Source organism: Microbacterium sp. WCS2018Hpa-9 (genome assembly GCF_031843745.1).
Taxonomy (GTDB): domain Bacteria; phylum Actinomycetota; class Actinomycetes; order Actinomycetales; family Microbacteriaceae; genus Microbacterium.
This window is the reverse complement of sequence record NZ_JAVTIY010000013.1, coordinates 13,739-38,515: the sequence shown is the minus strand read 5'-3', so window position 1 is coordinate 38,515 and position 24,777 is coordinate 13,739. Positions and strand designations below refer to the sequence as shown.

Here is a 24,777-nt window from a genome sequence, read left to right as displayed (position 1 = left end):
GGCGCCGGCATGGCCGAACGACGCGAGGCAGTGGGGAAGAATGAGACGATGACGGATGCATCGATCGAGCGCGAGACGCTCACCTGGGACGGCTTCGGATCCGCGACGCGAGATCTCGCGCGCAGCATCCTCGAGAGCGGCTTCGTGCCCGAGGTCGTGGTGGCCATCGCCCGCGGTGGTCTGCTGCCGGCCGGCGCCATCGCGTATGGTCTCGGCGCCAAGAACTGCGGCGCGATCAACGTCGAGTTCTATACCGGCATCGGCACGGTGCTCGATGCCCCGGAGGTGCTGCCGCCCGAACTCGACATGGCCTACCTCGACGGTCGTCGCGTGCTGCTCGTCGACGACGTCGCCGACTCGGGCCGCACGCTCGCACTGGCGGTGCAGCTGCTGAAGGACAAGGGCGCCGAGGTGCGATCGGTCACGATCTACACGAAGCCGTCTACGATCATCCAGCCCGACTACGCGTGGAAGGACACCGATCTGTGGATCAACTTCCCGTGGTCGTTCCAGGGCACGGTGCGCGAAGAGGATCTCGGGCTCGCGCCGTCGGCCTGACGTCGTCTCAGCCGCGCTGCAGCGAGCGCAGAGTCTGGATCGTGTCGGCGTCTGCGACGGTCTTGTCTGGCCGGTACGCCTTGACGCGTGCGAAGCGCAGAGCGATGCCACCGGGGTAGCGGGGCGATCGCTGCACGCCGTCGATCGCGATCTCGACCACGAACTCGGGGCGCAGGAACACCGTCGACTGCGTGCGTCGTGTCTCGAGAAGTGGGAACTGCTCGGTCTGCCAGCGCAGCAGCTCGTCGGTCAGGCCCTTGAAGGTCTTGCCGACCATCACGAGTCCGCCCGGCTCGCCGAACTCTCCGCTCGGATCCAGTGCGCCCAGATGGAGATTCGAGAGCCACCCCTGCCGTCGGCCCGAGCCCCATTCGGCCGCGAGCACGACGAGGTCGTAAGTGAGCACCGGTTTGACCTTGACCCAGGACTTGCCGCGCCTGCCTGCCGCATAGGGCGCATCGACGCCCTTGACGACGACGCCCTCGTGCCCGGCCGCCAGCGCCTCTCGTGACAGCTGCTCGGCAGCCTCGGGGTCGTCGGTGACGACGCCCGGCATGCGCCACTCGCCGACGGCCTTCTCGAGTTCGGCCAGGCGGGTCGAGAGCGGCTCGTCGAGCAGATCGCGTCCGTCGACGTGCAGGATGTCGAAGAACCAGGGGCGCAGCACGAGCTCGCGCGAGACGTCGGCTCCGAACCGCGACATCGTCTCTTGGAACGGTCGGGGGCCGCCGTCTTCATCGAGCGACAGGGTCTCGCCGTCGAGAATCAGGTCATGGGCGGGAAGACCGCGCACGATCTCGACGATCTCGGGCACACGGTGGGTGATGTCGGCCAGGCTGCGGGTGTACACGCTCACGTCGTCGCCGCTGCGGTGCACCTGGATGCGCGCACCGTCGAGCTTGTATTCGACGGACGCCCTGCCCGTGACCTCGAGGGCAGCGGTGGGAGTCGCCGCGGTCGAGGCCAGCATCGGCAGCACGGGCCGGCCGACGACCAGGCTCACGGCGTCGAGTTCGGCCGCGGTGCCTGTGAGGGCGATGACCGCCGTGTCACCCAGGTCACCGGACAGCATCGCTGCTCGTCGCACGGATGCCGCAGGGCGATCCGAGGCGCGAGCGATCGCGTCGAGCAGCACGCCGCCGAGCGCACCGGTGCGCAGCTCGCCGAGCATCGCGCGCGACAGGAAATCCCATTCGGCGGCCGTGGCGCGGCTGGCGAGAGCGGAGAGCATATCGGTCCGGGCGGCCGCAGACCCCGAGCCCGAAGCGCTCGCCAGCGCTTCGAACGCCGCGTCGATGTCACTGATCGACAGCGACGGCTCATCGGCGTGCATCACCTCGAGGGCGGATATCCCGCGCCAGCCCACCCCCAGGCGTCCCTGACGCGGTGTCGCGAGGAGCAGCCCGACGAGGACGGGGACGTCGTCCGCGTCCGCACGCGCGAGCAGCTGTGACAGCGCATCGATCTTGGCGAGGCGCGATGCGGTGGCGGTGACCTCTTCAGCGGTCGAGACGAGGTCCGAGAGCAACATGGATGCAGTCTGGCACTGGCATCCGACATCGGCGACGGCCTTGCTTTCGCCCGGCCTGCCGCACTAAGCGGATGGGCTCAGCGCCCGCGGAACTCGGGCTTGCGCTTCTCCTGGAAAGCCGCGAACCCTTCGCGGTAGTCGTCGGTGTCGCACAGCGCGGCCTGCGCGGCGTTCTCGATGTCGATCGAGTCCCACAGCGCCATCCGCTCGTCGCGGATGCGAGAGACGAGCTGCTTGCTCGCGAGGAATGCGGCGGTGGCACCGCGCGCGGCGGTCGCCGCGGCATCCGTCGCCGTCTGCAGCACTTCGTCGTCGGGGAGAACACGTGAGAAGAGGCCCGAGCTCACGGCCTCGGCACCGCTCATCAGGCGCCCTGTATAGATGAGGTCGAGCGTCTTGTGCGCGCCGAGACGCTCGACGAAGAGCGCATGTCCGCCCGAGTCGAGCGTGGCGCCCAGTGCCGCGAACGGCGAGCCGATCTTCGCCGACTCCGCGACATAGACGACATCCGTGGCGATCAGCAGCCCGAGTCCGACGCCCAGGCACGCACCGTGAGCCACCGCGAAAGTCGGCGCGGGAAAACGCGCCATCCGCTGCAGCAGGGGCGTCACGAGTCCGCCGAGGTAGCCCATCACGTCGTCGTCGCGTGGGTCGACCGCTGAGATGTCGCGTCCGGCGCAGAACGCCCGTCCCTCGCCGCGCAGCACGAGCGCGCGCACGCCGGCCGCATCGGCCTCGTCATAGGCGCGACCGAGATCGCGCAGGGCCTGCTCGTCGAGCGAGTTCAGCTTGGCCGGTGCATTCAGCACGACCGTCGCGACGTCGTCGGCGATGGTGAGATCGATCATCGGATGCTCCTCAGACGTCGTAGTCGACCACGATGCGGTCGCTCGTCGGGTGCGACTGGCAGGTCAGCACGTAGCCTCGTGCGAGCTCGTCCGGCTCGAGCGCATAGTTCTCGGTCATCGTCACGCTGCCCTCGACGACCCTGGCGCGGCACGTGCCGCACACACCGCCGGCGCAGGCGAAGGGGGCGTCGGGCCGCACCCGCAGAGCCGCGTTCAGCACCGACTCGTGTGCATCGACAGGGCTCTCGACCGTCGACGAGACGCCGTCGAGATTCACCTCGATGCGGATCGTCTTCTCGCCGGCCCGCACCTCGACAGGGCGTGCGGCGCGCACGGGCTCATCGCCGGTGGTGAAGAGCTCGAACCGAATGTGCTCTCGGGGCACGCCGACGTCGGCGAGCACCTCGCGACACAGGTCGACGAGCGAGAGCGGACCGCAGAGGAACCACTCGTCGACGTCGCTCGGGTCGATGAGCTTCCCCAGGATGGTGCGCAGCTTCTCCTCGTCGATCCGTCCAGACAGCACGGGAGCCGTGCGCTGCTCGCGCGAGAGCACATGGTGCAGCGTCACTCGCGTCGGATACCGGTCTTTGAGGTCGGCGAGGTCCTCGAGGAACATCACGTCGAGTGTCGATCGGTTCGTGTTGAGCAGGGTGAAGCGCGACGAGTCCGAGCGGGTCAGCACGGTGTGCGCCAGTGCCATCAGCGGCGTGATGCCCGAGCCTGCGGCGATGCCGACGACGTGGCGGTGATCGAGATCGTCGAGCCCCGAGGTGAACGTGCCCTGCGGACTCATCACATCGATCTCGAACCCGGCGTGCAGCCCGGTCTGCGCCCATGTGGAGAAGAGGCCGCCCTCGTCGCGCTTCACGGCGACGCTCAGGCGGGTGGGCGTGCCCGCCGCGATCTGCTCCGCCGTGCGATGCTCGGGGGCGCGGCACAGCGAATACGACCGGCGCACCTCGGTGCCCTCGAGGGTGGTGCGCAGCGCCACGTACTGGCCCGGCAGATGGTCGTAGTCGTCGGCGAGCTCGGCGGGCACGGCGAAGGTCACCTCGACCGAGTCGTCGGTGAGCGGCCGGACCTCTTCGACGGTGAGGGTGTGGAAGCGGGCGCGCTTCTTCGTGGTCGCTGCAGAGGGCGAACGAACGGATGCCGGTGCGACGGCGCCGGACGGGGCGAACAGCGACATCAGTGCACCTTGAAGTGGTCGAAGGGTTCGAGGCAGGCGCGGCACTCGAACAGCGCCTTGCACGAGGTGGATCCGAAACGCGAGACCTCGCGGGTGTCGAGCGAACCGCACCGGGGGCAGCGCACGCTGATCGCGAGGCGGATCGGGCCGGACGAGAGCGCGGAGCGCCCCGACGGAGGCGCGATGCCGTACTGCGAGAGCTTCTGCTTGCCGGCATCCGACATCCAGTCCGTCGTCCATGCGGGGGAGAGCACGAGGCGCACCTCGACCTGCGCGTACCCGGCCGCGGTGAGGGCCAGGATGACGTCGTCACGGATCGTGTCCATCGCCGGGCACCCGCTGTAGGTCGGCGTGATGTCGACTCGCACGACGTCGCCGTCGACCGTGACGGCGCGGAGCACGCCGAGGTCCTCGATCGTGAGCACAGGGACTTCGGGATCCGCCACAGCGGCGGCGATCCGCCAGGCGGCAGCCTGGGACTCGGTCTGGAGGGTGTCGATCACCATGATGCCCCCGGATGCCGTCTCGCGAGAACCTGCATCTCGGCGAGCAGATGGCCGAGTGGAGCGGCGTGCGCCCCGTGTCTGCCGCCCGCGGAGGATGCCGCCACCGCAGGCACCGTCAGCTCCGCCTCGGTGAAGACCGTGTCGACCACCGCGTCGAAGCCGGCGCGAAGACTCGACGGGCGCACGGCGGCATCGCCGAGACGATCGATCAGTCGCTCGTCGCGGAAGAGCTCGTCGACGTAAGGCCATACGTCGGTCAGCGCGCGGATGATCCGCTGCCGTGATTCGTCGGTGCCTCCGGCGAGCCGCAGCACCCACTGCACCGCGTGGTCGCGGTGGTAGTCGACCTCTTTGAGGGACTTCTCGGCGATCGCCGCGAACGTCTCGTTCGTGCTCGCCCGCAGAGCCGCGTACAGCTCGAACATGTAGGTCGAGACGACGAACTGCCGTGCGATCGTCTGCGCGAAGTCGCCGTTGGGCTGCTCGACGATCCAGGCGCTGCGGAACTCGGGCTCATCGCGGAAGTACGCGAGATCGTCTTCGGAGCGTCCGTCGAACGAGCCGGCGAAGTGCAGGAACGAGCGGGCGTGGCCGAGCAGGTCGAGCGCGATGTTGCCCAGAGCCACGTCTTCTTCGAGTTCGGGAGCGCGAGAGATCCAGGCGCCGAGCTGCTGCGAGAGGATCAGCGCGTCATCGCCCAGCCACAGGGCGTACTCGGCGATGTCTGCGGATGCGGCCGTGGCTCCTGCACCGGTGAGCTCCTCGCTCAGTCGCAGCTCGGCGACCGAGACGTCTCCGTGGATGTCGTTCACAGGTGCGGCACCCCCTCGGACGCCGTGTAGTAGACGGCGTGCCGGTAGTTCTTGCCAGCGGGGCTCTCGAAGTATGCGCCCTTGGCGTCGGGGTCGCTCGTGGTGATCGCATCGGCGGGTACGGCCCAGATCGACACACCCTCGCCGCGGCGCGTGTAGAGGTCGCGGGCGTTGCGGATCGCCATGTCGGCATCCGGGGCGTGCAGGGATCCGACGTGCACGTGGCTCAGACCGCGGTTCGCGCGCACGAAGACCTCCCAGAGAGGCCAGGGCTCGCGCTCGTCGGCGCCGGGCGTCGCCATCACGCCACAGCCTTCGCCTTGACCGCCTGCTTGCGCGCGTACTCGGCCGCGGCCTCGCGCACCCACGCGCCCTCGTCATGCGCGGTGCGTCGGCGCTCGAGACGCTCGGCGTTGCACGGGCCGTTGCCCCGAAGCACCTCGAAGAACTCATCCCAGTCGATCTCGCCGATCACGTACTGGCCCGTCTCCTCGTCGAAGCGCAGATCGGGGTCTGGCAGGGTGACGCCGAGGATCTCGGCCTGCGGCACCAGCATCCCGACGAAGCGCTGACGCAGCTCGTCGTTGGTGAAGCGCTTGATCTTCCACTTCATCGACTGGGCGGAGTTCGGCGACTGGTCGTCGGGCGGGCCGAACATCGCCAGGCTCGGCCAGTACCAGCGATTCACGGCATCCTGCGCCATGTGCTTCTGCTCGTCGGTTCCCTGCATCAGGGAGAGCAGGATCTCGAAACCCTGCCGCTGGTGGAACGACTCCTCTTTGCACACGCGCACCATGGCGCGACCGTACGGGCCGTAGGACGCGCGGCACAGCGGCACCTGGTTGCAGATCGCGGCTCCGTCGACGAGCCACCCGATCGCGCCCATGTCGGCCCAGGTCGGGGTGGGGTAGTTGAAGATCGACGAGTACTTGGCCTTGCCGCTGATCAGCTGGTCCATCATCTCGTCGCGTGTGATGCCGAGGGTCTGCGCGGCGGAATAGAGATAGAGGCCGTGGCCCGCCTCGTCCTGCACCTTGGCCATCAGGATCGCCTTGCGCTTGAGGCTCGGCGCGCGGGTGATCCAGTTGCCCTCCGGCTGCATGCCGATGATCTCGGAGTGCGCGTGCTGCGAGATCTGACGGATCAGCGTCTTGCGGTACGCGTCGGGCATCCAGTCGCGGGGCTCGATGCGCTGCTCGTTGGCGATGAGCTCGTCGAACAGGCGCTCATCGTCTGAGAGCTCGCCATCGACGAGGGAGAGATCTGCGGGGCTGGTCATCATCGACTCCTCGGTATCCGATCCGCTTTACTGACCGGTCGTTAGGTAATTCTGACATGCCCGTCCGTCGTGCGCAAGAAGCGGCGCTCAGCGGGAGCGCGAGACGAGGTCGAGAAGGGCGAGTCCGTAGGCCTCTGAGGGATCCGGATGCTCGAAACGCAGGGCATCGCCGGCGATCTCGACCTCGACGACGAAGGCGTCGGAAAGACGGGTCAGTGCCCGGAACGTGCCGCGCAGCAGCTCACGCAGCTGGTCTTCGCGGGGGAGCCAGACCGCGTCCGCGAGGGTGACCGCGTCGAGCGCCCACTCGGTGGTGCCGTTGAAGGCGAGGTCTGTGCCGCTCGGGGTCTGGCGCGCCTCGATCGTCATCGCGCTGACCGTGAAGACGTCGGCCTCGGCTTCGAGTTCGACGTCGTTCGGGAGGTCGAGCTGAAAGCGATCGCCCTCGGATGGATGCCACACGAGTCCGGCATCGCGCAGGGATACGGCCAGTTCTCGGGTGATCATCTTTCCACGCTAGACGACGGGGTCAGGTGGCGGCGCGGATCTGCCTGTGGATGACGATGCCCCCGGTGTCGGCGGCCTTGGGCCCGACGTCGGTGGCATGAGGCACAGTGGAGCGATGACATCCCCCTCTTCTGTCGACACCCGCACGGCTGCGCTCTCGGCGCTGCGCGAACTGGTGGGCCGCTCAGACGCCGACTTCCACGACGGTCAATATGAGGCGATCGAGGCGCTGGTCGAGGGGCGCCGCCGCGCGCTCGTCGTGCAGCGCACGGGGTGGGGCAAATCGGCGGTGTACTTCGTCGCGACGCTGCTGCTGCGTCGGCAGGGGGCGGGGCCGACCGTGCTGGTGTCGCCACTTCTCGCTCTGATGCGCGACCAGATCGCCGCCGCCGAGCGTGCGGGCGTCCGAGCCGTGGCCATCAACTCCACCAACGCGCATGAGTGGTCGGAGGTGATGGAGCAGCTCGACCGAGATGAGGTCGACGTGCTGCTCGTCTCTCCCGAGCGACTCAACAACCCGGCGTTCCGCGAGCAGCAGCTGCCGGCACTCGTGAGACGGATCGGGATGCTCGTAGTCGACGAGGCGCACTGCATCAGCGACTGGGGTCACGACTTCCGGCCCGATTACCGACGGCTGCGCGACCTCATCGAGCAGATGCCGCCAGAGGTTCCGGTGCTCGCGACGACAGCGACGGCGAACAGCAGGGTCGTGGCCGACGTCGCCGAGCAGCTCGGCACGGGAGGGTCATCGGATGACGGGGCCGCTGAGGTGCTCACGATCCGCGGGCCGCTCGCCCGCACGTCGCTGCGCCTCGGTGTGCTGCGCCTGCGTGACTCGGCCAGCCGGCTCGCCTGGCTGCTCAGCCACATCGACGACCTTCCGGGGTCGGGCATCATCTACACACTCACCGTTGCGGCTGCGGTCGATACGGCCCGGCTGCTGCGCGACCACGGCCACGAGGTGCGGGCCTACACGGGGCAGACCGACACCGACGAGCGCACTGAGTCCGAGGGGATGCTGAAGCGCAACGAGGTCAAGGCTCTCGTCGCCACGAGCGCGCTCGGCATGGGCTTCGACAAACCCGACCTCGGTTTCGTCCTGCACCTCGGTGCGCCGTCGTCGCCTGTCGCGTACTACCAGCAGGTCGGCCGCGCGGGCCGCGCCAGCGAGAGTGCAGACGTGCTGCTGCTGCCCGGTGTCGAAGACCGCGACATCTGGCACTACTTCGCGACCGCGTCGATGCCGGATCGCGAGCGCGCCGAGAGGGTGATCGCCGCGCTCGGCGATCAGCCGATCTCGACGCCGGCGCTCGAGGCGATGGTCGACATCCGCCGCACGCCGCTCGAGCTGCTGCTCAAGGTGCTCGATGTCGACGGCGCGGTGCGGCGCGTGCAGGGCGGCTGGGTCGCCACGGGCGAGCCGTGGACCTATGACGCCGAGCGCTACGAGCGCATCGCGGGCGAGCGCCGAGCCGAGCAGCAGCACATGATCGACTACGAGCAGACCGACGGGTGCCGGATGGAGTTCCTCCAGCGTTCGCTCGATGACGACACCGCAGCGCCGTGCGGAAGATGCGACAACTGCGCGGGCATCTGGTTCCCCCGCGAGATCGGCGAATCTGCGACGACTCAGGCGGCCGAGTCGCTCGACCGAGTCGGGGTTCCCGTCGAGCCACGCCGCGCCTGGCCGACCGGTGCCGACAAGCTCGACGTGCCCGTCAAGGGGCGCATTCCGGCGGGGGAGCAGGCAGGAGAAGGACGGGCTCTCGCTCGCCTGACCGATCTCGGCTGGGGTGGCACCCTGCGCGAGCTCTTCGCTGCAGGGGCTCCCGATGCCGCCGTGACTCCGCAGGTGCTCGGCGGATGCGTGCGAGTGCTCGCCGACTGGGGCTGGGCGGAACGCCCTGTCGCGGTGATAGCGATGCCCTCGCGGTCGCATCCTCTGCTCGTAGACTCGCTCGCCCGCGGGATCTCCGAGATCGGACGGCTTCCCTACCTCGGCGCGCTCGAGCCGGTCAACGGCGGCCCGAGCGGTCAGCCCGGCGGCAACAGCGTGTTCCGTCTCGCCGGGCTGTGGGAGAGGTTCAGTGCGCAGAACCTCGACGTACCCGCGGGCCCCGTGCTGCTGGTCGACGACCTGGCCGACAGTCGCTGGACCTCGACCGTCGCCGCCCGCACGCTTCGCCAGGCCGGCGCCACCGAAGTGCTGCCGTTCGTGCTCGCGCTGCGCGGCTGACGCCGGCGGCTCACGGGCGGCGACTCACGGTGATTCACCGCAGGTCGTAGACCCGCTTGTACTTGCCCTCGCTGCGCGGCAGCGTGCCCGGCTCCTCGACCTTCACGTCGACGCTCGTGCCGATGTGCATCTTGATGCGATGCGTGAGCACCGCGGCTGCGGCGTCGCATTCCTCGACGCTCAACGACGGATGCCGCTCGATGCGCACGGTCATGGAGTCGAGGTGCGCGACATGGTGAAGTTCGAGCACGAAGTGCGGCGTGAGCGTCTCGATGCCCATCACCAGCTCCTCGATCTGGGTGGGGAAGAGGTTCACGCCGCGCAGGATGATCATGTCGTCGTTGCGCCCGGTGATCTTCTCCATGCGTCGAAGCGCGGGATACGTCGTTCCGGGAAGCAGACGCGTCAGATCCCTGGTCCGGTAGCGGATGACGGGGAACGCCTCCTTGGTCAGTGAGGTGAACACCAGTTCGCCCAGCTCGCCGTCAGCCATCCGCCCACCGGTGTCGCCGTCGATGATCTCCGGCAGGAAGTGGTCTTCCCAGATGTGCGGGCCGTCCTTCGTGAGCACGCTCTCGCTCGCGACGCCAGGCCCCATCACCTCACTGAGGCCGTAGATGTCGACCGCATCGATGTTCAACCGTCGCTCGATCTCGCGGCGCATCTCGTTCGTCCACGGCTCGGCGCCGAGCACGGCCACCTTCAACGACGTCTGCGTGGGGTCGATTCCCGCGGCTTCCATCGCGTCCGCGATCGTGAGCAGGTAGCTCGGCGTGCAGAGGATGGCGTCCGGCTCGAAATCGGCGATCAACTGCACCTGCCGAGCGGTCTGACCGCCCGAGACCGGGATCACCGTGGCGCCCAGCCGCTCGATGCCGGCATGCGCCCCGAGTCCGCCGGTGAAGAGCCCGTAGCCGTAGGCGTTGTGCACCTTCATGCCGGCGCGGATCCCCGCGGCGTGCAGCGACCGCGCGATCAGGTCGCCCCACCGGTCGAGGTCGCCCTCGGTGTAACCGACGACGGTCGGCCGCCCGGTCGTGCCCGACGACGCATGGATGCGCCGGACGTCGGGCATGGGCACCGCGAACATGCCGAACGGGTAGCTCTCGCGCAGATCGGCTTTGGTGGTGAACGGCAGCTTCTGCACGTCGTCGAGGGTGCGGATCTCGTCGGGGTGCACACCGTGCTCGTCGAACTTGCGCCGGTAGGTCGGCACGTTCTCGTAGGCGTGCCGCACCGTCCACTGCAGGCGCTCCAGCTGCAACCGGGCGAGCATGTCGGGCGAATGCAGCTCCGCCTCGGTGCCGATCTCGGCACGTGTTCCAGTCATCGTCGACTCCTTCGTGGTGAACGGGCTCTGAGGGTGCGGTTGCTCAGTCCGGGTGAGATCGGTTCGTCGTGAGCGATCGACCGCGCACCTCTGCGACGACGTCGCCGGTCTCATCGGTCACCGTCACGTCGTAGATGCCGTTGCGACCGCTGACGACGCGGCGACGCGCACGTGCTGTGAGTTGCTGCCCCGCCGTCGTGGATTTGAGGAACGTGATGTCCGCGCCGCCCGCGACCGTGACTCGTTCGTCCTCGTTGCAGGCGATCGCGAAGGCCGTGTCGGCGAGCGTGAACACCAGTCCGCCGTGTGTGATCGCGAAGCCGTTCAGCATGTCGTCGCGCACCGTCATCGACACGACCGCCTCTCCGGGCTCGTCGAGCTCGATGATCATGCCGAGCATCGCCGACGCGGCATCGCGCTGCATCATCGGCCTCATGCGGCTGCGACCTCGGGCGTGGGCTCCTTGCTGACCAGCGTGAGCACGTCATAGGTCGCGACGAGCTCGTCGGCCTGGTTGCGGATCACGGCATCCCAGCGCACCTCGCCGTACTCGTCGGTCTCGCGCGGGGTGATCTGCTTGGCGGTGAGCTCGACGCGGATCGTGTCGCCGGGCGAGACCGGAGTGATGAACCGCAGATTCTCGAGACCGTAGTTCGCGAGCACGGGACCCGGCTCGGGGTCGACGAACAGACCGGCCGCCCACGAGACCAGCAGGTATCCGTGTGCCACACGGCCGGGGAAGAACGGGTTCGCCGCGGCCGCCGCTTCGTCCATGTGCGCGTAGAACGTGTCACCGGTGAAGTGCGCGAAGGTCTCGATGTCGTCGAGGGTGACCTCGCGCGATGCCGAGACGATCTGGTCTCCGATCATGAGCTCCGCGAGCGACTTGCGGAACGGATGCCGGCCGTCGCTGTGTGCTGCGGCTCCCGCGTGCCAGACACCGGTCAGCGCCGTGAGCATCTCGGGCGATCCCTGCACGGCAGTGCGCTGCATGTGATGCAGCACCGCGCGGATGCCGCCGAGTTCCTCCCCGCCGCCTGCGCGACCGGGCCCGCCGTGCACAAGGTTCGGCAGCGGAGACCCATGACCGGTCGAGGAACGAGCGTCGTCGCGGTCGAGCAGCAGCATCCGGCCGTTGAACGGCGCGATGCGGGTGGCCAACTCCACCGCCTGCACCGGATCATGCGTCGCGATGCTGGTGACGAGCGAGCCGCCGCCTCGGGCGACGAGTGCGGCGGCCTCGGCGATGGTGTCGTAGGTGAGCAGCGACGACACCGGACCGAACGCCTCGATCGAGTGCGCGGCGTCGGACTGCGGATCGTCGAAGCGCAGCAGCAGCGGCGAGACGAACGCGCCGTCGGGCGAGAGCCCGGTGGTTCCGTCGGCGAGGCGCACCTCGGGAGCATCCGTCGACCCGACCACGATCTGACCGCCGGCGCCCTGCAGCTTCGCGACCTGACGCAGCACCTCATCGCGCTGTGCGGTCGAGGCGAGGGGGCCCATCGTCGCCCCCTCGGCACGGGGGTCGCCCAGCACCGTCTTGGTCGCGATGCGCGCCTGGACCGCCGAGATCACGGCATCCGCCGAATCGGTGGGCACGATCGCCCGGCGGATCGCCGTGCACTTCTGCCCGGCCTTGGTCGTCATCTCGGTGACGAGCTGGCGGACGTAGGCGTCGAACTCCGGTGTGCCCTCGACGGCGTCGGTGCCGAGCACCGAGGCGTTGATCGAGTCGGTCTCCGCGGTGAACCGCACTCCACCCGTCTGCACCGTAGGGTGAGCCTTGAGACTCTCGGCCGTCGACGCGCTGCCGGTGAAGCCGACGATGTCGCCGAGCCGAAGGTTCTCGAAGAGGTCGGGGACGCTGCCGCTCACCAGCTGCAGCGATCCGTCCGGCAGCAGACCCGACTCGACGAGGATGCGCACCATCGCCTCGGCGAGGTATCCCGTCGGCGTCGCGGGCTTCACGAGCGTCGGCATGCCGGCGAGGAAGGCCGGAGCGAACTTCTCGAGCGACCCCCAGACCGGGAAGTTGAAGGCGTTGATCTGCACGGCCACTCCGGGCAGCGTCGTATAGACGTGGCGTCCGAGGAACGACCCGTCCTTCGAGAGCGGCTCGACCGGGCCGTCGACGTGCACGCGGCCGTTCGGCAGCTCGCGTCGCCCCTTGCCGGAGTACGAGAACAGCACGCCGATGCCGCCGTCGATGTCGACCCACGAGTCGGTCTTCGTCGCCCCCGTGCGGGAAGACAACGCGTACAGCTCGTCCTTGCGCTCGGTGAGTGCCAGAGCGAACTGCTTGAGCAGCACCGCGCGTTGATGGAAGGTGAGCGCACCGAGGGTCTTCTGCCCGACGGTGCGGGCGTGCTCGAGCGCGCCGGCCAGATCCAGGCCCTCGGTGGAGACGAGCGTGACCACATCGCCGGTGGACGCGTCACGCACCTCCGTGGACCGCGCGGGAGACGAGGGAGTCCACCACTCGCCCTGAACGTAGCTCGGCAGATACTCGGTCATCTCTCCTCGTTCCATGAATAGAACCCTTCGCCGCTCTTGCGGCCGAGCTTTCCCTCGGCGACCATGCGCCGCAGCAGATCCGGCGGAGCGAACCGCTCGCCGAGCGTGCGTTCCAACTCCTCGGCGATGCCCAGGCGCACATCGAGACCGACCACGTCGGTCGTGCGCAGCGGGCCCATCGGATGTCGGTATCCGAGCGTCATGGCCGCGTCGATGTCCGCAGCCGATGCGACGCCCTCTTCGAGCATGCGGATCGCCTCGAGCCCGAGCATCACGCCGAGGCGCGACGACGCGAATCCGGGGGAGTCGCTCACGACGATCGGCGTCTTGCCGAGGGCTCTCACCCAGCGGCCGGCGGTTTCGGTGACGACGGCATCGGTCGCTGTCCCGTGCACGATCTCGACCAGGGCCGATGCCGGCACAGGGTTGAAGAAGTGCAGGCCGAGGAAGCGCTCGGGGCGAAGCCGAGTCGCGGCGAGGTCGTCGATCGAGATCGACGAGGTGTTGCTCGCCAGAGTGGCGTGGTCGGGCATCGCCGTTTCGGCGCGGGCGAGGGCGTCGTCCTTGAGGGCGCGGTCCTCGGGAACGGCCTCGATCACGAGGTCGCTGTCGGCGAAGGACGAGATGTCGGTGCCGGTCGTGAGGCGCGAGCCGATCTCGGCTTCGTCGAGCGCGGAATCGCGCTCCACGGATCGACGGATGCTCTCGCGGATCCGCTGCAGCGCGGCATCCGCGCTCTCCCCATCGCGCTCGACGACCGTGACGCGGGAACCTGCGATCAGGAAAGCGTGCGCGATGCCGGCGCCCATTCGCCCACCGCCGAGCACACCGACGGTCGCGGGTGTGTGGTCTGAGCGTGTCGTCTCGGTGGGCTCGCTCGACGACCGGGGGTGCTGCTCGCTCATCGGTTCTTCCTCTCGAGGAACGCGGTCATGCGGCGGTGCTTCTCCGGAGACTCGAACAGTTCGGCCTGCAGCTCGAGCTCGATGGCCGGATGCTGAACCCGGGGAGTGCGCAGAGCGCGTTTCGTGTACTGCGTCGCGAGTGGATCGTTCGTCGCGATGCGATCGGCGATCGCGTGTGCTGCGGGCAGCAGCTCGTCTGAGGGATGCAGTGACGAGACGAGCCCCCACCGAAGCGCCTCCTCGGCATCGAGCGCTCGCCCGGTGAGAAGCATCTCGCTCGCCCTGGCGGCCCCGATGATCTCGGGCAGACGCCACGTCGCACCCGCCGCGGCGATGATGCCGAGTCCGGTCTCGGGGTTGCCGATGCGCAGCGCGGGCGTCGCGATGCGGATGTCGGCGGCATAGGCGAGCTCGGCTCCGCCCCCGAGTGCGTAGCCGTCGACCGCCGCGATGACCGGCATCGGCAACTCGTTGATGCGGATGAACGCCATCGCGTTGATGCCCTTCGCGGCATCGTCGGCGGTGCGATCACGCAGCTGCGCGATGTCGGCACCGGCTGCGAAGACGCCGGACGATCCGGTGAGGATGAGCGTGCGCGGCGTCTGTTCGAGCAGCGCGCACAGTTCATGCAGCGCGTCGACCGTCTGCTGATCGATCGCGTTGCGCTTCTCTGGGCGGTCGAGGGTGGCGATGACCCTGTCGTCGAGCTCCTCGATCTGCAGGCTCACGTCAGACGCTCCACGATCATGGCCGTGCCCTGCCCGACGCCGACGCACATGGTGGCGAGGCCATAGCGTGCGTTCTCGCGTTCGAGGCGGCCGAGCAGGGTCACGATCAGGCGGGACCCGCTCGAGCCGAGCGGATGCCCGAGCGCGATCGCGCCGCCGTCGGCGTTGACGATCGCCGGGTCGAGACCCAGTCGGCGGATGCAGGCGAGGGACTGCGAGGCGAAGGCCTCGTTCAGCTCGACGGCGCCGAGATCGGCGATCTGCAGACCCGCCTTCGCGAGCGCCTTCTGCGTCGCGGGCACGGGGCCGAGGCCCATGATCTCGGGTGCGAGTGCGGCTGTGGCCGAGGCGACGATCCGCGCTCGCGGTCGCAGTCCGTGTCGCTCGACGGCTTCGGCGCTCGCCACGACGATCGCGGAGGCCCCGTCGTTCAGAGAGCTGGCATTGCCGGCGGTGACGACCTCGCCACCGGCCACGACGGCGCGCAGCTTCGCGAGTGCCTCGAGGGTGGTGTCGCGGCGCGGGCCCTCGTCGGTGTCGACGATGCCGCGGCCCGTGTCGACCCCGACGATCTCGTCGGCGAAGCGCCCCGCATCGATCGCGGCGACGGCCCGCCGGTGGCTCTCCAGCGCGAATGCGTCGGCGTCCGCCCGGCTGATGCCGTCGACGCGGGCGACCTCTTCTGCCGTCTCGGGCATCGAGAACGTCGCCTTGTCGCGCTCGCTCAGTCGAGGGTTGGTGAAGCGCCAGCCGATCGACGTGTCGAAGGCCGCGCCGGGCTTGGCCCATGCGCGCTCCGGCTTCGCCTGCACCCAGGGGGCTCGTGTCATGGACTCGACGCCGCCGGCGAGGATGAGATCGGCGTCGCCCGCGCGCACGGCATTCGCGGCGATCGCGATGGCAGACATGCCCGAGGCGCAGAGCCGGTTCACGGTCAGGCCGGGGATCGAGTCGGGGAGGCCCGCGAGGAGAACGGCCATCCGGGCGACGTTGCGGTTGTCTTCGCCTGCCTGGTTCGCGGCGCCGAGGATGACCTCGTCGATCGCTTCAGCGGGGATCCTCGACCGGGTGACGGTCTCTCTGACCACGAGGGCTGCCAGATCATCGGGACGGATCCCGGCGAGTGCACCCCCGTAGCGACCGACGGCGGTGCGGACCCCGTCGACGAGATAGGCCTCGGACATCGTCATCCTCTCGAACGCCCACGCTGGCGATAATTTCAGACCGATCGGTCAGGAATACGATCTCAGATCCTCGGGCGGATGGCAACTCACCGGCAATGACAGACTTGGCTCATGGTGCAGCTCGGATTCGAGGCGCCGGTTCCCAAGAGGGGCCGGCCAGGTTATGACCGTGAGCAGGTGCTCGCGGTCGCCGTGAAGGTGTTCAACGAGCAGGGCTATGACGCGACCAGCGTCGCAGACCTGAGCGCGACCCTCGGGCTGACGAAGTCGGCGCTCTACCACCACTTCGAGTCCAAGTCGGCGATCCTCGAGCTCGCGCTCGACGACGCTCTCGACGCTCTCGAGGCTGTGGTCGACGACGCGACGGCGCGGCATCCGCTCGCCTCCGATCGCCTGCGGTCGATCATCCGCGGGGCCGTGCGCGTGCTCACCGAGAAGCTGCCCTCGGTCACGCTGCTGCTTCGTGTGCGGGGCAACGGCGATGTCGAGACCTCGGCGCTCGTGCGTCGACGGGCCTTCGATCAGCGAGTGACGGCGATCGTCTCCGAAGCCCAGGCCGAGGGGCTCATCCGCGACGACGTGGATGCCGCGGTCGCGACCAGGCTCATCTTCGGCATGATCAACTCGGTCGTCGAGTGGTATCGCCCCGGCGGACCCGTCGACCCCGATGAGCTCGGCGAGGACATCCTGCGAGTGAGCCTCGACGGACTGCAGTCGCGCTGAGCCGACTAGTCGTCGGCCGGCGCCACCCGGGGAGGCCAGCTGGTCGCTCCGAGCTCCCGCGAGATGTTGCGGGCCGTCTCTCGGAGCGCGTTCAGCACGGCGTCCGAGGCGGGAGCCCGCGACGTGGGCATCACGACGGCGACCGCGGCGACGATGTCGTTCGACGCGTCGGCGACCGGTGCGGCGACGCTCGACTCGCCGAGCACCGCCTCGTCGATCTCCGACGCACTGCCGCGTTCCGCGATCGCCGGCAGCTCGAGCATCAGCCGGGCGATGTCGGTGATCGTGTCGCCGGTGAGGCTGGTCAGGGGGCGCTCGAACACGGTGCGCTGAAAGCCGAGGTCGTGCGCGAGCAGCACCTTTCCCATCGCCGAGGCGTGGGCGGGGATCGCGACGCCGGTCTCGAGCATCTGCTGGCTGTCGTCCGGGCGCAGGTCGTGATGGATGACGAGCACCTCGTGGAAGTGCGGGGCGCCGAGCCGCACAGGCAGATTGGTACGGCGCGCGAGCTCCTGCGTCCACCGCATCGCCCGTGCCCTGACGTCGAGCGTGTCGAGGTACACGTTGCTGAGTCGCAGCAGTGTCGGGCCGAGCATGTAGCGCTGACCGCCGCGCTCTTTCGCGACCAGCCCGTGCTCCCGCAATGACTTGACGATCCCGTGCACGGTCGACGGCGGAAGGCTCAGAGCAAGGGCGAGATCGGTGATGCCGAGGTGGCGCGCGCCCTGCAGCAGCTCGAGCACCTTCGCGGCGCGATCGATGGCCTGGATCACGGTGCGTCCTCCCTCCCGGTTCGTCGTCGAGCCGGGCCGTCATGTCGTTTGTCCGAGTCGATCTTGACAACTCGACTGGGCCCGAGCATATTCGACATTGACGAATAACTTTCCAATATTGCGAAAGATCGCCACTGCAGAGATCAAGGGAGATCGAACGATGAAGAAGCTCATCAACAACCCCGCCGATGTGCTGGCCGAATCGCTGCGGGGCGTCGCCCTCGCGCATCCGGAGCTGTCGGTCGACCACGACACCCAGGTCATCACGCGCGCGACGCCGAAGGCGCAGGGCAAGGTGGCGGTCGTCTCGGGTGGCGGGTCAGGACACGAACCGCTGCACGGCGGATATGTGGGGGTGGGCATGCTCGATGCTGCCGTCGCCGGCGAGGTGTTCACCTCACCGACCCCCGACCGCGTGCAAGCGGCGACCAAGGCCGTCGACCGCGGCGCCGGCGTGCTGCACATCGTCAAGAACTACACCGGTGACGTGCTGAACTTCGAGATGGCCGCCGAGCTTGCCTCGATGGAGGGCATCGAGGTCGGCACCGTGATCGTCGACGACGATGTCGCCGTGCAGGACTCTCTCTACACAGCAGGGCGTCGTGGCGTCGGGCTGACCGTGCTGCTCGAGAAGCTCGTCGGCGCGGCGGCCGAGGAGGGGCAGGATCTCGCCGCGGTCGTCGCGCTCGCCCAGCGCATCAACAGCCAGGGTCGCTCGATGGGGATGGCGCTCACGAGCTGCACGGTTCCCGCGGCAGGCAAGCCCACGTTCGACCTGCCCGAGGACCAGATGGAGATCGGCATCGGCATCCACGGCGAACCCGGTCGGCATCGCGAGCCGCTGGCCCCGGCATCCGAGATCGCCCGACAGCTCGTCGAGCCGATCCTCGCCGACCTGGATGCTGCCGGACCCGCGATCGTGATGCTCAACGGCATGGGCGGATCGCCGCTGATCGAGCTGTACCTGATGTACGGCGAGGTCGTGCCCCTGCTGGAGAAGGCCGGGGTGCAGATCGCGCGCAACCTGGTCGGCGACTACATCACCTCGCTCGACATGGCCGGATGCTCGCTCACGGTCCTGAAGGCCGACGACGAGCTGCTGCGACTCTGGGATGCCCCCGTGAACACGCCCGGCCTGCGGTGGGGAGCATGATGGCGAGCGTCGACACCGCGGCCCTCGCCGACTGGATCCACCGCTTCCGCGACGTGATCACCGAGAAGCGCGAATGGCTGACCGAGCTCGACTCGGCGATCGGCGACGCCGACCACGGAGCGAACATGACCAGGGGCATGGATGCGGTCGTGGCCAAGCTCGACTCGGGGGTGCCGCCCACCGTCGACGAGCTGCTGAAGACCGTCGGCATGACTCTCGTGAGCTCGGTCGGCGGTGCCAGCGGTCCGCTGTACGGAACCCTGTTCCTGCGGATGGGCATGGCGGCCGGGCCCGTGACCGAACTCGATGCCGCCGGGCTCGCAGCCTCGTTGCGAGCGGGTCTCGACGGGATCGTCGCTCGGGGCAAGGCCGAGGCCGGTGACAAGACCATGTTCGATGCGATGGCACCCGCGGTGGATGCACTCGACGCGGCGATCGCGGGCGGGGCGGATCTCGCGGCGGCGACGGCAGCGGCTTCCGTCGCTGCGGCTGCAGGGCGTGACGCCACGGAGCCCCTGGTGGCACGCAAGGGACGAGCGAGCTACCTCGGTGAGCGCAGCGCCGGGCACATCGATCCGGGTGCGGCGTCCACGACGCTGCTGTTCGAGGCGCTTGCACAGACCACCGCGGAATCGTCCTGATGATCGGCATCGTCGCCGTCTCCCACAGTGCTCGACTCGGGGAGGCGGCCCTGGAGCTTGCCCTGCAGATGGTGCGGGGCGGGGGAGTGCGCGTCCGGGTGGCGGCGGGTGCGGGCACGGATGCCGACGGCGCCGACATCCTCGGAACGGATGCCGTGGCCGTCGCCGCGGCCATCGACGAACTGGCCGCCGACTGCGACGGGGTGCTGGTGCTGATGGACCTCGGCTCGGCCGTGTTGAGCGCTGAGCTCGCGCTCGAGCTGCGGATGAGCGACGTCGATGTTCGCCTCACGCCGGCGCCCTTCGTGGAAGGGCTGCTCGCCGCAGTCGTGTCTGCGGCGGCCGGCGGATCGCTCGAGGTCGTGGCCGAGGAGGCCTCCGCGGCGCTGAGCGCGAAGACCGGCCAGCTGCGCGACCAGGACGAACCCGCGTCCATCGCCGCACCGGCGCTGGCGGAGACACTCGCACCGACACTCTCAGACAGCGATGCGGTGACCCGCGTGGTCACCGTGCGCAATCCGCTCGGCATCCATGCTCGTCCGGCCGCGCTGATCGCAGAGGCCTCCTCGGGGGCGGATGTGCGGCTGAGGCGGCTGCCGGACGGGCCGGAGGCCGCGTCCGCCAGTCTGTCGCGGCTGCTGATGCTCGGCGCCAGACAGGGCGACGAGGTGCGACTCGCAGCGACGGGGGCGGACGCCGAGGCTGCACTCGATCGGCTGGTCGTGCTGTTCGACGAGGGATTCGGTGAAGGAACCGAGGCTGCAACGCCACCGAAAGAGCTCGTGCGCACCCGGTCGACTGCTTCGTCGGCGGTGGCACCACCCGTGGAGTCCGGGGCGGTGCTGCGAGGGCGAGGCGTGAGCGCAGGGCGGGTCGCGGCGCAGGCCGTGCTGTTGGCTGCACCACTCGACGAGCCCGACCCGAGCACGACGGTCGACGCGGGTGAGCGCGAGAGCGAGGTGTCGGCGATCGAGAAGGCGGCCGTGGCGGTGGCCGATCAGCTGCGCCGCCGCACGTCGACGGCGACCGGAGAGGCTCGGGCGATTCTCGATGCCTCACGTCTGCTCGCTTCCGACCCCGAACTCGTCGCCGACGCGACGGCGCTCGTCCGATCGAAGGGACGCACCGCCGCCCGCGCGGTCTGGGAGACGGCCGTCGCGCACGAAAAGGGTCTCAAGGCTCTGGGCGGCCGGATGGCCGAGCGCGCAGCCGACATCCGTGACGTCCGAGACCGGATCATCGCCGAGATCCTCGAAGTCGAGATGCCCGGTGTTCCGGAACGGGATGAGCCTTTCGTGCTCGTGGCCACCGACCTGGCGCCCGCGGACACCGCAGCCCTCGACGGCGGCAACTGCGTCGCGCTCGTCACCGAGCAGGGCGGGCCCACATCGCACACCGCGATCATCGCGCGCTCGCTCGGGATCCCCGCGGTCGTCGGCGTCGGCGGGGCGATGGGGATCGCCTCGGGCGCCACCGTGCTCGTCGACGGTGACCGGGGCACGGTCGAGGTCGACCCGAGCACCTCCAGGATCGCCGAGGCCAAGGCCGCGGCGATCGTCGTGCCCTTCGACGGAGAGGGCGTGCTGGCAGACGGACGCCGGATCGCACTGCTCGCCAACGTCGGCGGTGCGGCCGAAGCCTCGGCGGCCGCTGAATCGGGCGCCGAGGGAGTGGGTCTCTTCCGCACCGAGTTCTGCTTCCTCGACCGCATCGATGCACCGTCGATCGACGAGCAGGTCGAGGCCTACAGAGGCGTCCTCGCGGCATTCCCCGGGCGGAGGGTCGTCGTGCGCACGTTGGACGCCGGCAGTGACAAGCCGCTGCCGTTCGCCAACGACGACGAGGAGGAGAACCCTGCCCTCGGGGTGCGCGGACTGCGGATCGCACGGCGGACACCAGCGCTGCTGGATGATCAGCTGCGGGCGCTCGCACTCGCAGCGATGGCGGAGTCGGCGCTCGTCGAGGTGATGGCGCCGATGGTCGCGACGGTCGATGAGGCGAGAGACTTCGCAGACCGTGCGCGGGCTGCCGGACTCGAGAAGGTGGGGGTGATGGTCGAGACACCCTCAGCCGCACTTCTCGCCTCCGAGATGCTCGAAGTCGTCGACTTCGTCAGCATCGGCACCAACGATCTTGCGCAGTACACGCTCGCGGCGGATCGTCTGCTCGGAGAGCTGGGTGACCTGAACGATCCGTGGCAGCCGGCTGTGCTGCGTTTGATCGGCCAGGCCGGAGCGGCCGGACTCCGGTGGAACCTGCCGGTGGGGGTATGCGGCGAGGCCGCTGCCGATCCCGCTCTGGCCGCCGTGCTGGTGGGCCTCGGAGTCACCTCGCTCTCGATGACGCCCCGTGCACTGGGCCGCGTCGCGGCAGCGCTGGCCGAGGTCACCGGCGAGCAGTGCGATGCCGCCGCGCACGCGGTGCTGCGAGCCGCGACGGCGGCCGATGCGCGCGTCGCTGCGGCTGCCGCCCTCGGCAGAGAATGAGGGGTCCCGCACCCCGCCCGCGGGACGTATGCGTTTTGCGGCATGCAATTTCTCTCATTCTGATATCGACATGCGGGCGCTCGCGGCAGGGGTGCCGCTGCGCCCCTAGGATTCGGGGAGGGTGCGTTCACAGCGACGCGTGACGAAGTCGGAGGGTTGACATGCACATCTTCACCACTGAGCGGGCGCGCGTGATGCTCGGAGCGATCGGGATCGGCGCTCTCGTCGCTCTGACCGCCTGCGCCCCGACCCCTCAGACCTCGTCTCCGCCCACGCCCTCGCCGTCGCAGACGACAGCCGCCCCTGAGCCGTACGCGGGGCCCATCGTGTTCGTCGGCGACGAGCTCGACGCCTTCGCGCTCACCCCTGAGGAGATCGTCGGCCTCGTCCCCGAAGCCACCGAGGTCGGCGAACCGTCTCCGGTGCTCGAGCAGGTGTCGGACGGGGGTGGCGAACCCGCAGATCCCGCCATCTGCGAGGCCCTCTACGCGGAGCAGTCGCTCGGCACGGTCGGTGCGAGAACGGTCGAGTGGAAGGTGCCGGCGGATCCCCGCTACGGCTTCGGGCGCCTGCACGTGCTGCAGTTCGCCGACGAGGCGCAAGCGCAGGCGCGGATGGACCAGCTCCTGCAGGCGGCGCAGCAGTGTGCAGCGTTCACCAAGGGTGGGCCCGTCACCTTCGATGCAGTGATCCCCGAGGCATCCGGTGACGTCCGAGCCTTTGCCGGAACCCTCGTCGATCGCGGCCTCGGCTGGCAGACGTTCGATGCGTTCGCCGCCACCGGAAACGTGATCGTGCAGCTCTGGCAGCCCTTCACCGGCGATCGCACCTTCGACGCCGAGGCCGCCGCGCTGCTGCTGCAGACCCGCGCAGAGGAGGCGAGGGCGGGGTTGATCGACGAGCTCACCGAGAACCCGCCTGTCGCCGAGACCGACCCGTCCGGCGACCCAGGAGCTGTGTGGAGCGAGTGGCAGATCGGTGTCGGAGGGGTGGGGCCGCTTCGTCTCGGCGACTCGGTCGATGCCGCTCTCGCCGCAGTGGGCGAGGATGCGCAGATCGTGGAGCCGGAGTACAACGGTGGACCGTGGAGGCTCATCGCACCGCAGGACGCCGGATCGATCCTGGTGCAGCCGGTCGAGGCCGGCGACACCGTGCAGTCGATCACCATCGGGAACGACCGAAGCGGCGCAGACGCGGTCAATGACGGAGCCGCACTGCCGCATCGGGGTGACATTCGTCTCGGCGCTGCCGTGGCCGATGCGATGGCCGCCTACCCCGGGGGCACCGTGGTCGACGTCTCATCGTCGGGCGATGACTACTACGCCGTGACGACGCGCGACGGTCAGGTCTTCCGGTTCCAGGCCGACCGCGATGTCGTCGAAGAGGGCTCGACGATCGTCGGCATCACGGTCGAGGACGCCACGGCCCGCAAGGGCGCCGTCTTCGGGTGACCGACAGAGGGCCGGTCGGGTGACCGACCGGCCCTCTGCGTGCCTGTGTGAAGGAGTCGGTCAGGCCCGCAGGTCGACGCCCTTCGTCTCTTTCACCATCGATACGGCGATGAGCGAGATCAACGCCGTGGCGGCGATGTAGACGCCGATCGTCCACGCCGCCTGGAACTGATTCATCAGCGTCTCGGCGATCATCGGTGCGAAGGCTCCGCCGAGGATGGCGCCCAGTGCGTACCCGATCGAGACGCCCGAGTATCGGACATTGGCAGGGAACATCTCGGCGTACAGGGCGGCCTGCGGACCGTAGGAGAGCCCGAGTGCGAATGTCATCACGAACAGCGCCACGAAGTACCAGAAGATGTTCGCGGTGTCGATCAGGAACCACATCGGCACGGCCCAGAGCGCGAGCGCGATGTATCCGATCTGGAAGGTGCGGACCCGCCCGAGGCGATCGGACAGATGGCCGCCCCAGAGGGTGAAGATGAGCCACCCGAAGGATGCGAGCGTCGTGGCCAGCAGCACGGGAGGACGCTCCATGCCGAGGGCGGTGACGGCGTAGGTGGCGAAGAATGCGATGAGCAGGTAGCCGGCGGCGTTGTTGCCGATGAAGATCAGTGCGGTGAGCACGACCTGCTTGGTGTTCTTGCGGAACAGGCGGCCCAGCGGTGCCGAGGCCTCCTGACGGCGGCGCTGCAGATCTTCGAAGACCGGGCTCTCATCGACCGCGCGCCTGATCACGTAGCCGACGGCGATCAGCACGATCGACATCAGGAACGGGATCCGCCAACCCCACTCGAGGAACGCCTCGGGTGACATCGAGCTCGTCAGCACCCAGAGTGTGGCTGTGGCCAGGATCATGCCGATCGGAACGCCGATCTGCGGGAAGGCGCCGAAGAGGCCTCGGCGGTTGGTCGGCGCGTGCTCGACGGCCATCAGCGCCGCCCCGCCCCACTCGCCACCGGCCGAGAACCCCTGGAGGATGCGGAGCAGGATGAGCAGGATCGGTGCGGCGACACCGATCGCCGCGTAGGTCGGCAGCAGGCCGATCAGGGAGGTGGAGAGTCCCATCATCACGAGTGTGAAGACCAGCATCTTCTTGCGGCCGAGTTTGTCGCCGAGGTGCCCGGCGACGATGGCACCGAGGGGACGGAAGAGGAAGGAGATTCCGATGGTCGCGAAGGACAGCACCTGCGCGAACCCCGGGTTCTCCTCAGCGATCGGAGCGAGGAAGAGAGGAGCGAGCACGAGGCCGGCGGCCTGCGCGTAGATGAAGAAGTCGTACCACTCGATCGAGGTGCCGACCAAAGTGCTGGCGAGGACTCGCCGTTCCTCGGCGGGCATTCGCGCCGTCGAGTTGCGGGCGGAGACTGCTGACGTCATGAGAACTCCGTTGTTCTGCGGGTGGGGGAAGAGCGACGCT

General features: G+C 69.0%; 23 protein-coding genes. 7 read left to right on the top strand and 16 right to left on the bottom strand.

Translation table 11 applies throughout. The features are described from left to right. Positions 1-48 precede the first annotated feature (48 nt). Entirely contained in the window at positions 49-558 is a 510-nt protein-coding gene (locus RQG82_RS19535; RefSeq protein ID WP_311260444.1) for a phosphoribosyltransferase, read from the top strand. 7 nt (positions 559-565) lie between these two features. Here the strand turns inward: RQG82_RS19535 and RQG82_RS19530 are convergent, their stop codons facing one another. The 8 genes from RQG82_RS19530 to RQG82_RS19495 form a co-directional block, all read right to left on the bottom strand. Then, the gene (locus tag RQG82_RS19530; protein WP_311260443.1) at positions 566-2,089 is read right to left on the bottom strand and encodes an ATP-dependent DNA ligase; all 1,524 of its coding nucleotides are present in this window, start codon (positions 2,087-2,089) and stop codon (positions 566-568) included. A gap of 77 nt (positions 2,090-2,166) precedes the next feature. Beyond that, on the bottom strand, positions 2,167-2,937 hold the full coding sequence (locus RQG82_RS19525; RefSeq protein ID WP_311260442.1) for an enoyl-CoA hydratase/isomerase family protein: 771 nt from the start codon (positions 2,935-2,937) through the stop codon (positions 2,167-2,169). Positions 2,938-2,947: 10 nt separating this feature from the next. After that, positions 2,948-4,129 (bottom strand): 1,2-phenylacetyl-CoA epoxidase subunit PaaE, encoded by a 1,182-nt coding sequence (paaE, locus tag RQG82_RS19520; protein ID WP_311260441.1) that lies wholly within the window; start codon positions 4,127-4,129, stop codon positions 2,948-2,950. Further along, the gene (paaD, locus tag RQG82_RS19515; protein ID WP_311260440.1) at positions 4,129-4,635 is read right to left on the bottom strand and encodes a 1,2-phenylacetyl-CoA epoxidase subunit PaaD; all 507 of its coding nucleotides are present in this window, start codon (positions 4,633-4,635) and stop codon (positions 4,129-4,131) included. Before paaD ends, paaE begins: the two co-directional genes overlap by 1 nt. Then, the gene (gene paaC / locus RQG82_RS19510; RefSeq protein ID WP_396653642.1) at positions 4,629-5,438 is read right to left on the bottom strand and encodes a 1,2-phenylacetyl-CoA epoxidase subunit PaaC; all 810 of its coding nucleotides are present in this window, start codon (positions 5,436-5,438) and stop codon (positions 4,629-4,631) included. The genes paaD and paaC overlap by 7 nt, the downstream gene beginning before the upstream one ends. 5 nt (positions 5,439-5,443) lie before the next feature. After that, positions 5,444-5,749 (bottom strand): 1,2-phenylacetyl-CoA epoxidase subunit PaaB, encoded by a 306-nt coding sequence (paaB, locus tag RQG82_RS19505; RefSeq protein WP_056308954.1) that lies wholly within the window; start codon positions 5,747-5,749, stop codon positions 5,444-5,446. Beyond that, entirely contained in the window at positions 5,749-6,726 is a 978-nt protein-coding gene (gene paaA / locus RQG82_RS19500) for a 1,2-phenylacetyl-CoA epoxidase subunit PaaA (RefSeq protein WP_311260439.1), read from the bottom strand. Before paaA ends, paaB begins: the two co-directional genes overlap by 1 nt. Positions 6,727-6,813: 87 nt before the next feature. Further along, on the bottom strand, positions 6,814-7,233 hold the full coding sequence (locus tag RQG82_RS19495; protein WP_311260438.1) for a pilus assembly protein CpaE: 420 nt from the start codon (positions 7,231-7,233) through the stop codon (positions 6,814-6,816). Between the two features lie 115 nt (positions 7,234-7,348). On the opposite strand from RQG82_RS19495, the gene RQG82_RS19490 reads away from it, so the two are divergent. Next, a complete protein-coding gene (locus tag RQG82_RS19490) occupies positions 7,349-9,469 on the top strand; it encodes a RecQ family ATP-dependent DNA helicase (RefSeq protein WP_311260437.1) in 2,121 nt (706 codons plus the stop codon). A 34-nt stretch (positions 9,470-9,503) separates the two neighbouring features. Here the strand turns inward: RQG82_RS19490 and paaK are convergent, their stop codons facing one another. From paaK to RQG82_RS19460, 6 genes are read right to left on the bottom strand one after another with little or no spacing between them, the layout of a single operon-like run. Next, positions 9,504-10,799, bottom strand: coding sequence for a phenylacetate--CoA ligase PaaK (gene paaK, locus RQG82_RS19485; RefSeq protein ID WP_396653641.1), 1,296 nt, complete (start codon positions 10,797-10,799; stop codon positions 9,504-9,506). Positions 10,800-10,842: 43 nt separating this feature from the next. Beyond that, the gene (gene paaI / locus RQG82_RS19480; RefSeq protein WP_311260436.1) at positions 10,843-11,226 is read right to left on the bottom strand and encodes a hydroxyphenylacetyl-CoA thioesterase PaaI; all 384 of its coding nucleotides are present in this window, start codon (positions 11,224-11,226) and stop codon (positions 10,843-10,845) included. Positions 11,227-11,231: 5 nt separating this feature from the next. Further along, the gene (gene paaZ / locus RQG82_RS19475; RefSeq protein ID WP_311260435.1) at positions 11,232-13,313 is read right to left on the bottom strand and encodes a phenylacetic acid degradation bifunctional protein PaaZ; all 2,082 of its coding nucleotides are present in this window, start codon (positions 13,311-13,313) and stop codon (positions 11,232-11,234) included. Continuing rightward, entirely contained in the window at positions 13,310-14,218 is a 909-nt protein-coding gene (locus tag RQG82_RS19470; protein ID WP_311260434.1) for a 3-hydroxyacyl-CoA dehydrogenase family protein, read from the bottom strand. The genes paaZ and RQG82_RS19470 overlap by 4 nt, the downstream gene beginning before the upstream one ends. Further along, positions 14,215-14,946, bottom strand: a complete 732-nt coding sequence (locus tag RQG82_RS19465; protein WP_311260433.1) for an enoyl-CoA hydratase/isomerase family protein — start codon at positions 14,944-14,946, stop codon at positions 14,215-14,217. The genes RQG82_RS19470 and RQG82_RS19465 overlap by 4 nt, the downstream gene beginning before the upstream one ends. Beyond that, on the bottom strand, positions 14,943-16,130 hold the full coding sequence (locus tag RQG82_RS19460; RefSeq protein WP_311260432.1) for an acetyl-CoA C-acyltransferase: 1,188 nt from the start codon (positions 16,128-16,130) through the stop codon (positions 14,943-14,945). The genes RQG82_RS19465 and RQG82_RS19460 overlap by 4 nt, the downstream gene beginning before the upstream one ends. Positions 16,131-16,241: 111 nt before the next feature. On the opposite strand from RQG82_RS19460, the gene RQG82_RS19455 reads away from it, so the two are divergent. Then, on the top strand, positions 16,242-16,853 hold the full coding sequence (locus RQG82_RS19455) for a TetR/AcrR family transcriptional regulator (protein WP_311260431.1): 612 nt from the start codon (positions 16,242-16,244) through the stop codon (positions 16,851-16,853). Between the two features lie 5 nt (positions 16,854-16,858). Here the strand turns inward: RQG82_RS19455 and RQG82_RS19450 are convergent, their stop codons facing one another. Continuing rightward, positions 16,859-17,626, bottom strand: coding sequence for an IclR family transcriptional regulator (locus tag RQG82_RS19450; protein ID WP_311260430.1), 768 nt, complete (start codon positions 17,624-17,626; stop codon positions 16,859-16,861). A 160-nt stretch (positions 17,627-17,786) separates the two neighbouring features. Here RQG82_RS19450 and dhaK point away from each other — a divergent pair, with 160 nt between their 5' ends. From dhaK to RQG82_RS19430, 4 genes are all read left to right on the top strand, one after another. After that, positions 17,787-18,779, top strand: coding sequence for a dihydroxyacetone kinase subunit DhaK (gene dhaK / locus RQG82_RS19445; RefSeq protein WP_311260429.1), 993 nt, complete (start codon positions 17,787-17,789; stop codon positions 18,777-18,779). Next, the gene (gene dhaL / locus RQG82_RS19440) at positions 18,779-19,420 is read left to right on the top strand and encodes a dihydroxyacetone kinase subunit DhaL (RefSeq protein WP_311260470.1); all 642 of its coding nucleotides are present in this window, start codon (positions 18,779-18,781) and stop codon (positions 19,418-19,420) included. Before dhaK ends, dhaL begins: the two co-directional genes overlap by 1 nt. Beyond that, positions 19,420-21,906: a phosphoenolpyruvate--protein phosphotransferase gene (ptsP, locus tag RQG82_RS19435; protein WP_311260428.1), complete on the top strand. Its 2,487-nt coding sequence runs from the start codon at positions 19,420-19,422 to the stop codon at positions 21,904-21,906. Before dhaL ends, ptsP begins: the two co-directional genes overlap by 1 nt. Positions 21,907-22,067: 161 nt before the next feature. After that, complete coding sequence (locus RQG82_RS19430) at positions 22,068-23,357, top strand: hypothetical protein (protein ID WP_311260427.1); 1,290 nt, start codon at positions 22,068-22,070, stop codon at positions 23,355-23,357. Between the two features lie 60 nt (positions 23,358-23,417). Here the strand turns inward: RQG82_RS19430 and RQG82_RS19425 are convergent, their stop codons facing one another. Continuing rightward, positions 23,418-24,737, bottom strand: a complete 1,320-nt coding sequence (locus RQG82_RS19425) for an MFS transporter (RefSeq protein WP_311260426.1) — start codon at positions 24,735-24,737, stop codon at positions 23,418-23,420. Between the last annotated feature and the right edge of the window lie 40 nt (positions 24,738-24,777).

Coding starts and splice junctions, on each gene's coding strand:
- RQG82_RS19535 (WP_311260444.1), top strand. CDS start 49: ATGACGGATGCATCGATCGAGCGCGAGACGCTCACCTGGGACGGCTTC.
- RQG82_RS19530 (WP_311260443.1), bottom strand. CDS start 2,089: ATGTTGCTCTCGGACCTCGTCTCGACCGCTGAAGAGGTCACCGCCACC.
- RQG82_RS19525 (WP_311260442.1), bottom strand. CDS start 2,937: ATGATCGATCTCACCATCGCCGACGACGTCGCGACGGTCGTGCTGAAT.
- paaE (WP_311260441.1), bottom strand. CDS start 4,129: ATGTCGCTGTTCGCCCCGTCCGGCGCCGTCGCACCGGCATCCGTTCGT.
- paaD (WP_311260440.1), bottom strand. CDS start 4,635: ATGGTGATCGACACCCTCCAGACCGAGTCCCAGGCTGCCGCCTGGCGG.
- paaB (WP_056308954.1), bottom strand. CDS start 5,749: ATGGCGACGCCCGGCGCCGACGAGCGCGAGCCCTGGCCTCTCTGGGAG.
- paaA (WP_311260439.1), bottom strand. CDS start 6,726: ATGACCAGCCCCGCAGATCTCTCCCTCGTCGATGGCGAGCTCTCAGAC.
- RQG82_RS19495 (WP_311260438.1), bottom strand. CDS start 7,233: ATGATCACCCGAGAACTGGCCGTATCCCTGCGCGATGCCGGACTCGTG.
- RQG82_RS19490 (WP_311260437.1), top strand. CDS start 7,349: ATGACATCCCCCTCTTCTGTCGACACCCGCACGGCTGCGCTCTCGGCG.
- paaK (WP_396653641.1), bottom strand. CDS start 10,799: ATGACTGGAACACGTGCCGAGATCGGCACCGAGGCGGAGCTGCATTCG.
- paaI (WP_311260436.1), bottom strand. CDS start 11,226: ATGATGCAGCGCGATGCCGCGTCGGCGATGCTCGGCATGATCATCGAG.
- paaZ (WP_311260435.1), bottom strand. CDS start 13,313: ATGACCGAGTATCTGCCGAGCTACGTTCAGGGCGAGTGGTGGACTCCC.
- RQG82_RS19470 (WP_311260434.1), bottom strand. CDS start 14,218: ATGAGCGAGCAGCACCCCCGGTCGTCGAGCGAGCCCACCGAGACGACA.
- RQG82_RS19460 (WP_311260432.1), bottom strand. CDS start 16,130: ATGTCCGAGGCCTATCTCGTCGACGGGGTCCGCACCGCCGTCGGTCGC.
- RQG82_RS19455 (WP_311260431.1), top strand. CDS start 16,242: ATGGTGCAGCTCGGATTCGAGGCGCCGGTTCCCAAGAGGGGCCGGCCA.
- dhaK (WP_311260429.1), top strand. CDS start 17,787: ATGAAGAAGCTCATCAACAACCCCGCCGATGTGCTGGCCGAATCGCTG.
- dhaL (WP_311260470.1), top strand. CDS start 18,779: ATGGCGAGCGTCGACACCGCGGCCCTCGCCGACTGGATCCACCGCTTC.
- ptsP (WP_311260428.1), top strand. CDS start 19,420: ATGATCGGCATCGTCGCCGTCTCCCACAGTGCTCGACTCGGGGAGGCG.
- RQG82_RS19430 (WP_311260427.1), top strand. CDS start 22,068: ATGCACATCTTCACCACTGAGCGGGCGCGCGTGATGCTCGGAGCGATC.
- RQG82_RS19425 (WP_311260426.1), bottom strand. CDS start 24,737: ATGACGTCAGCAGTCTCCGCCCGCAACTCGACGGCGCGAATGCCCGCC.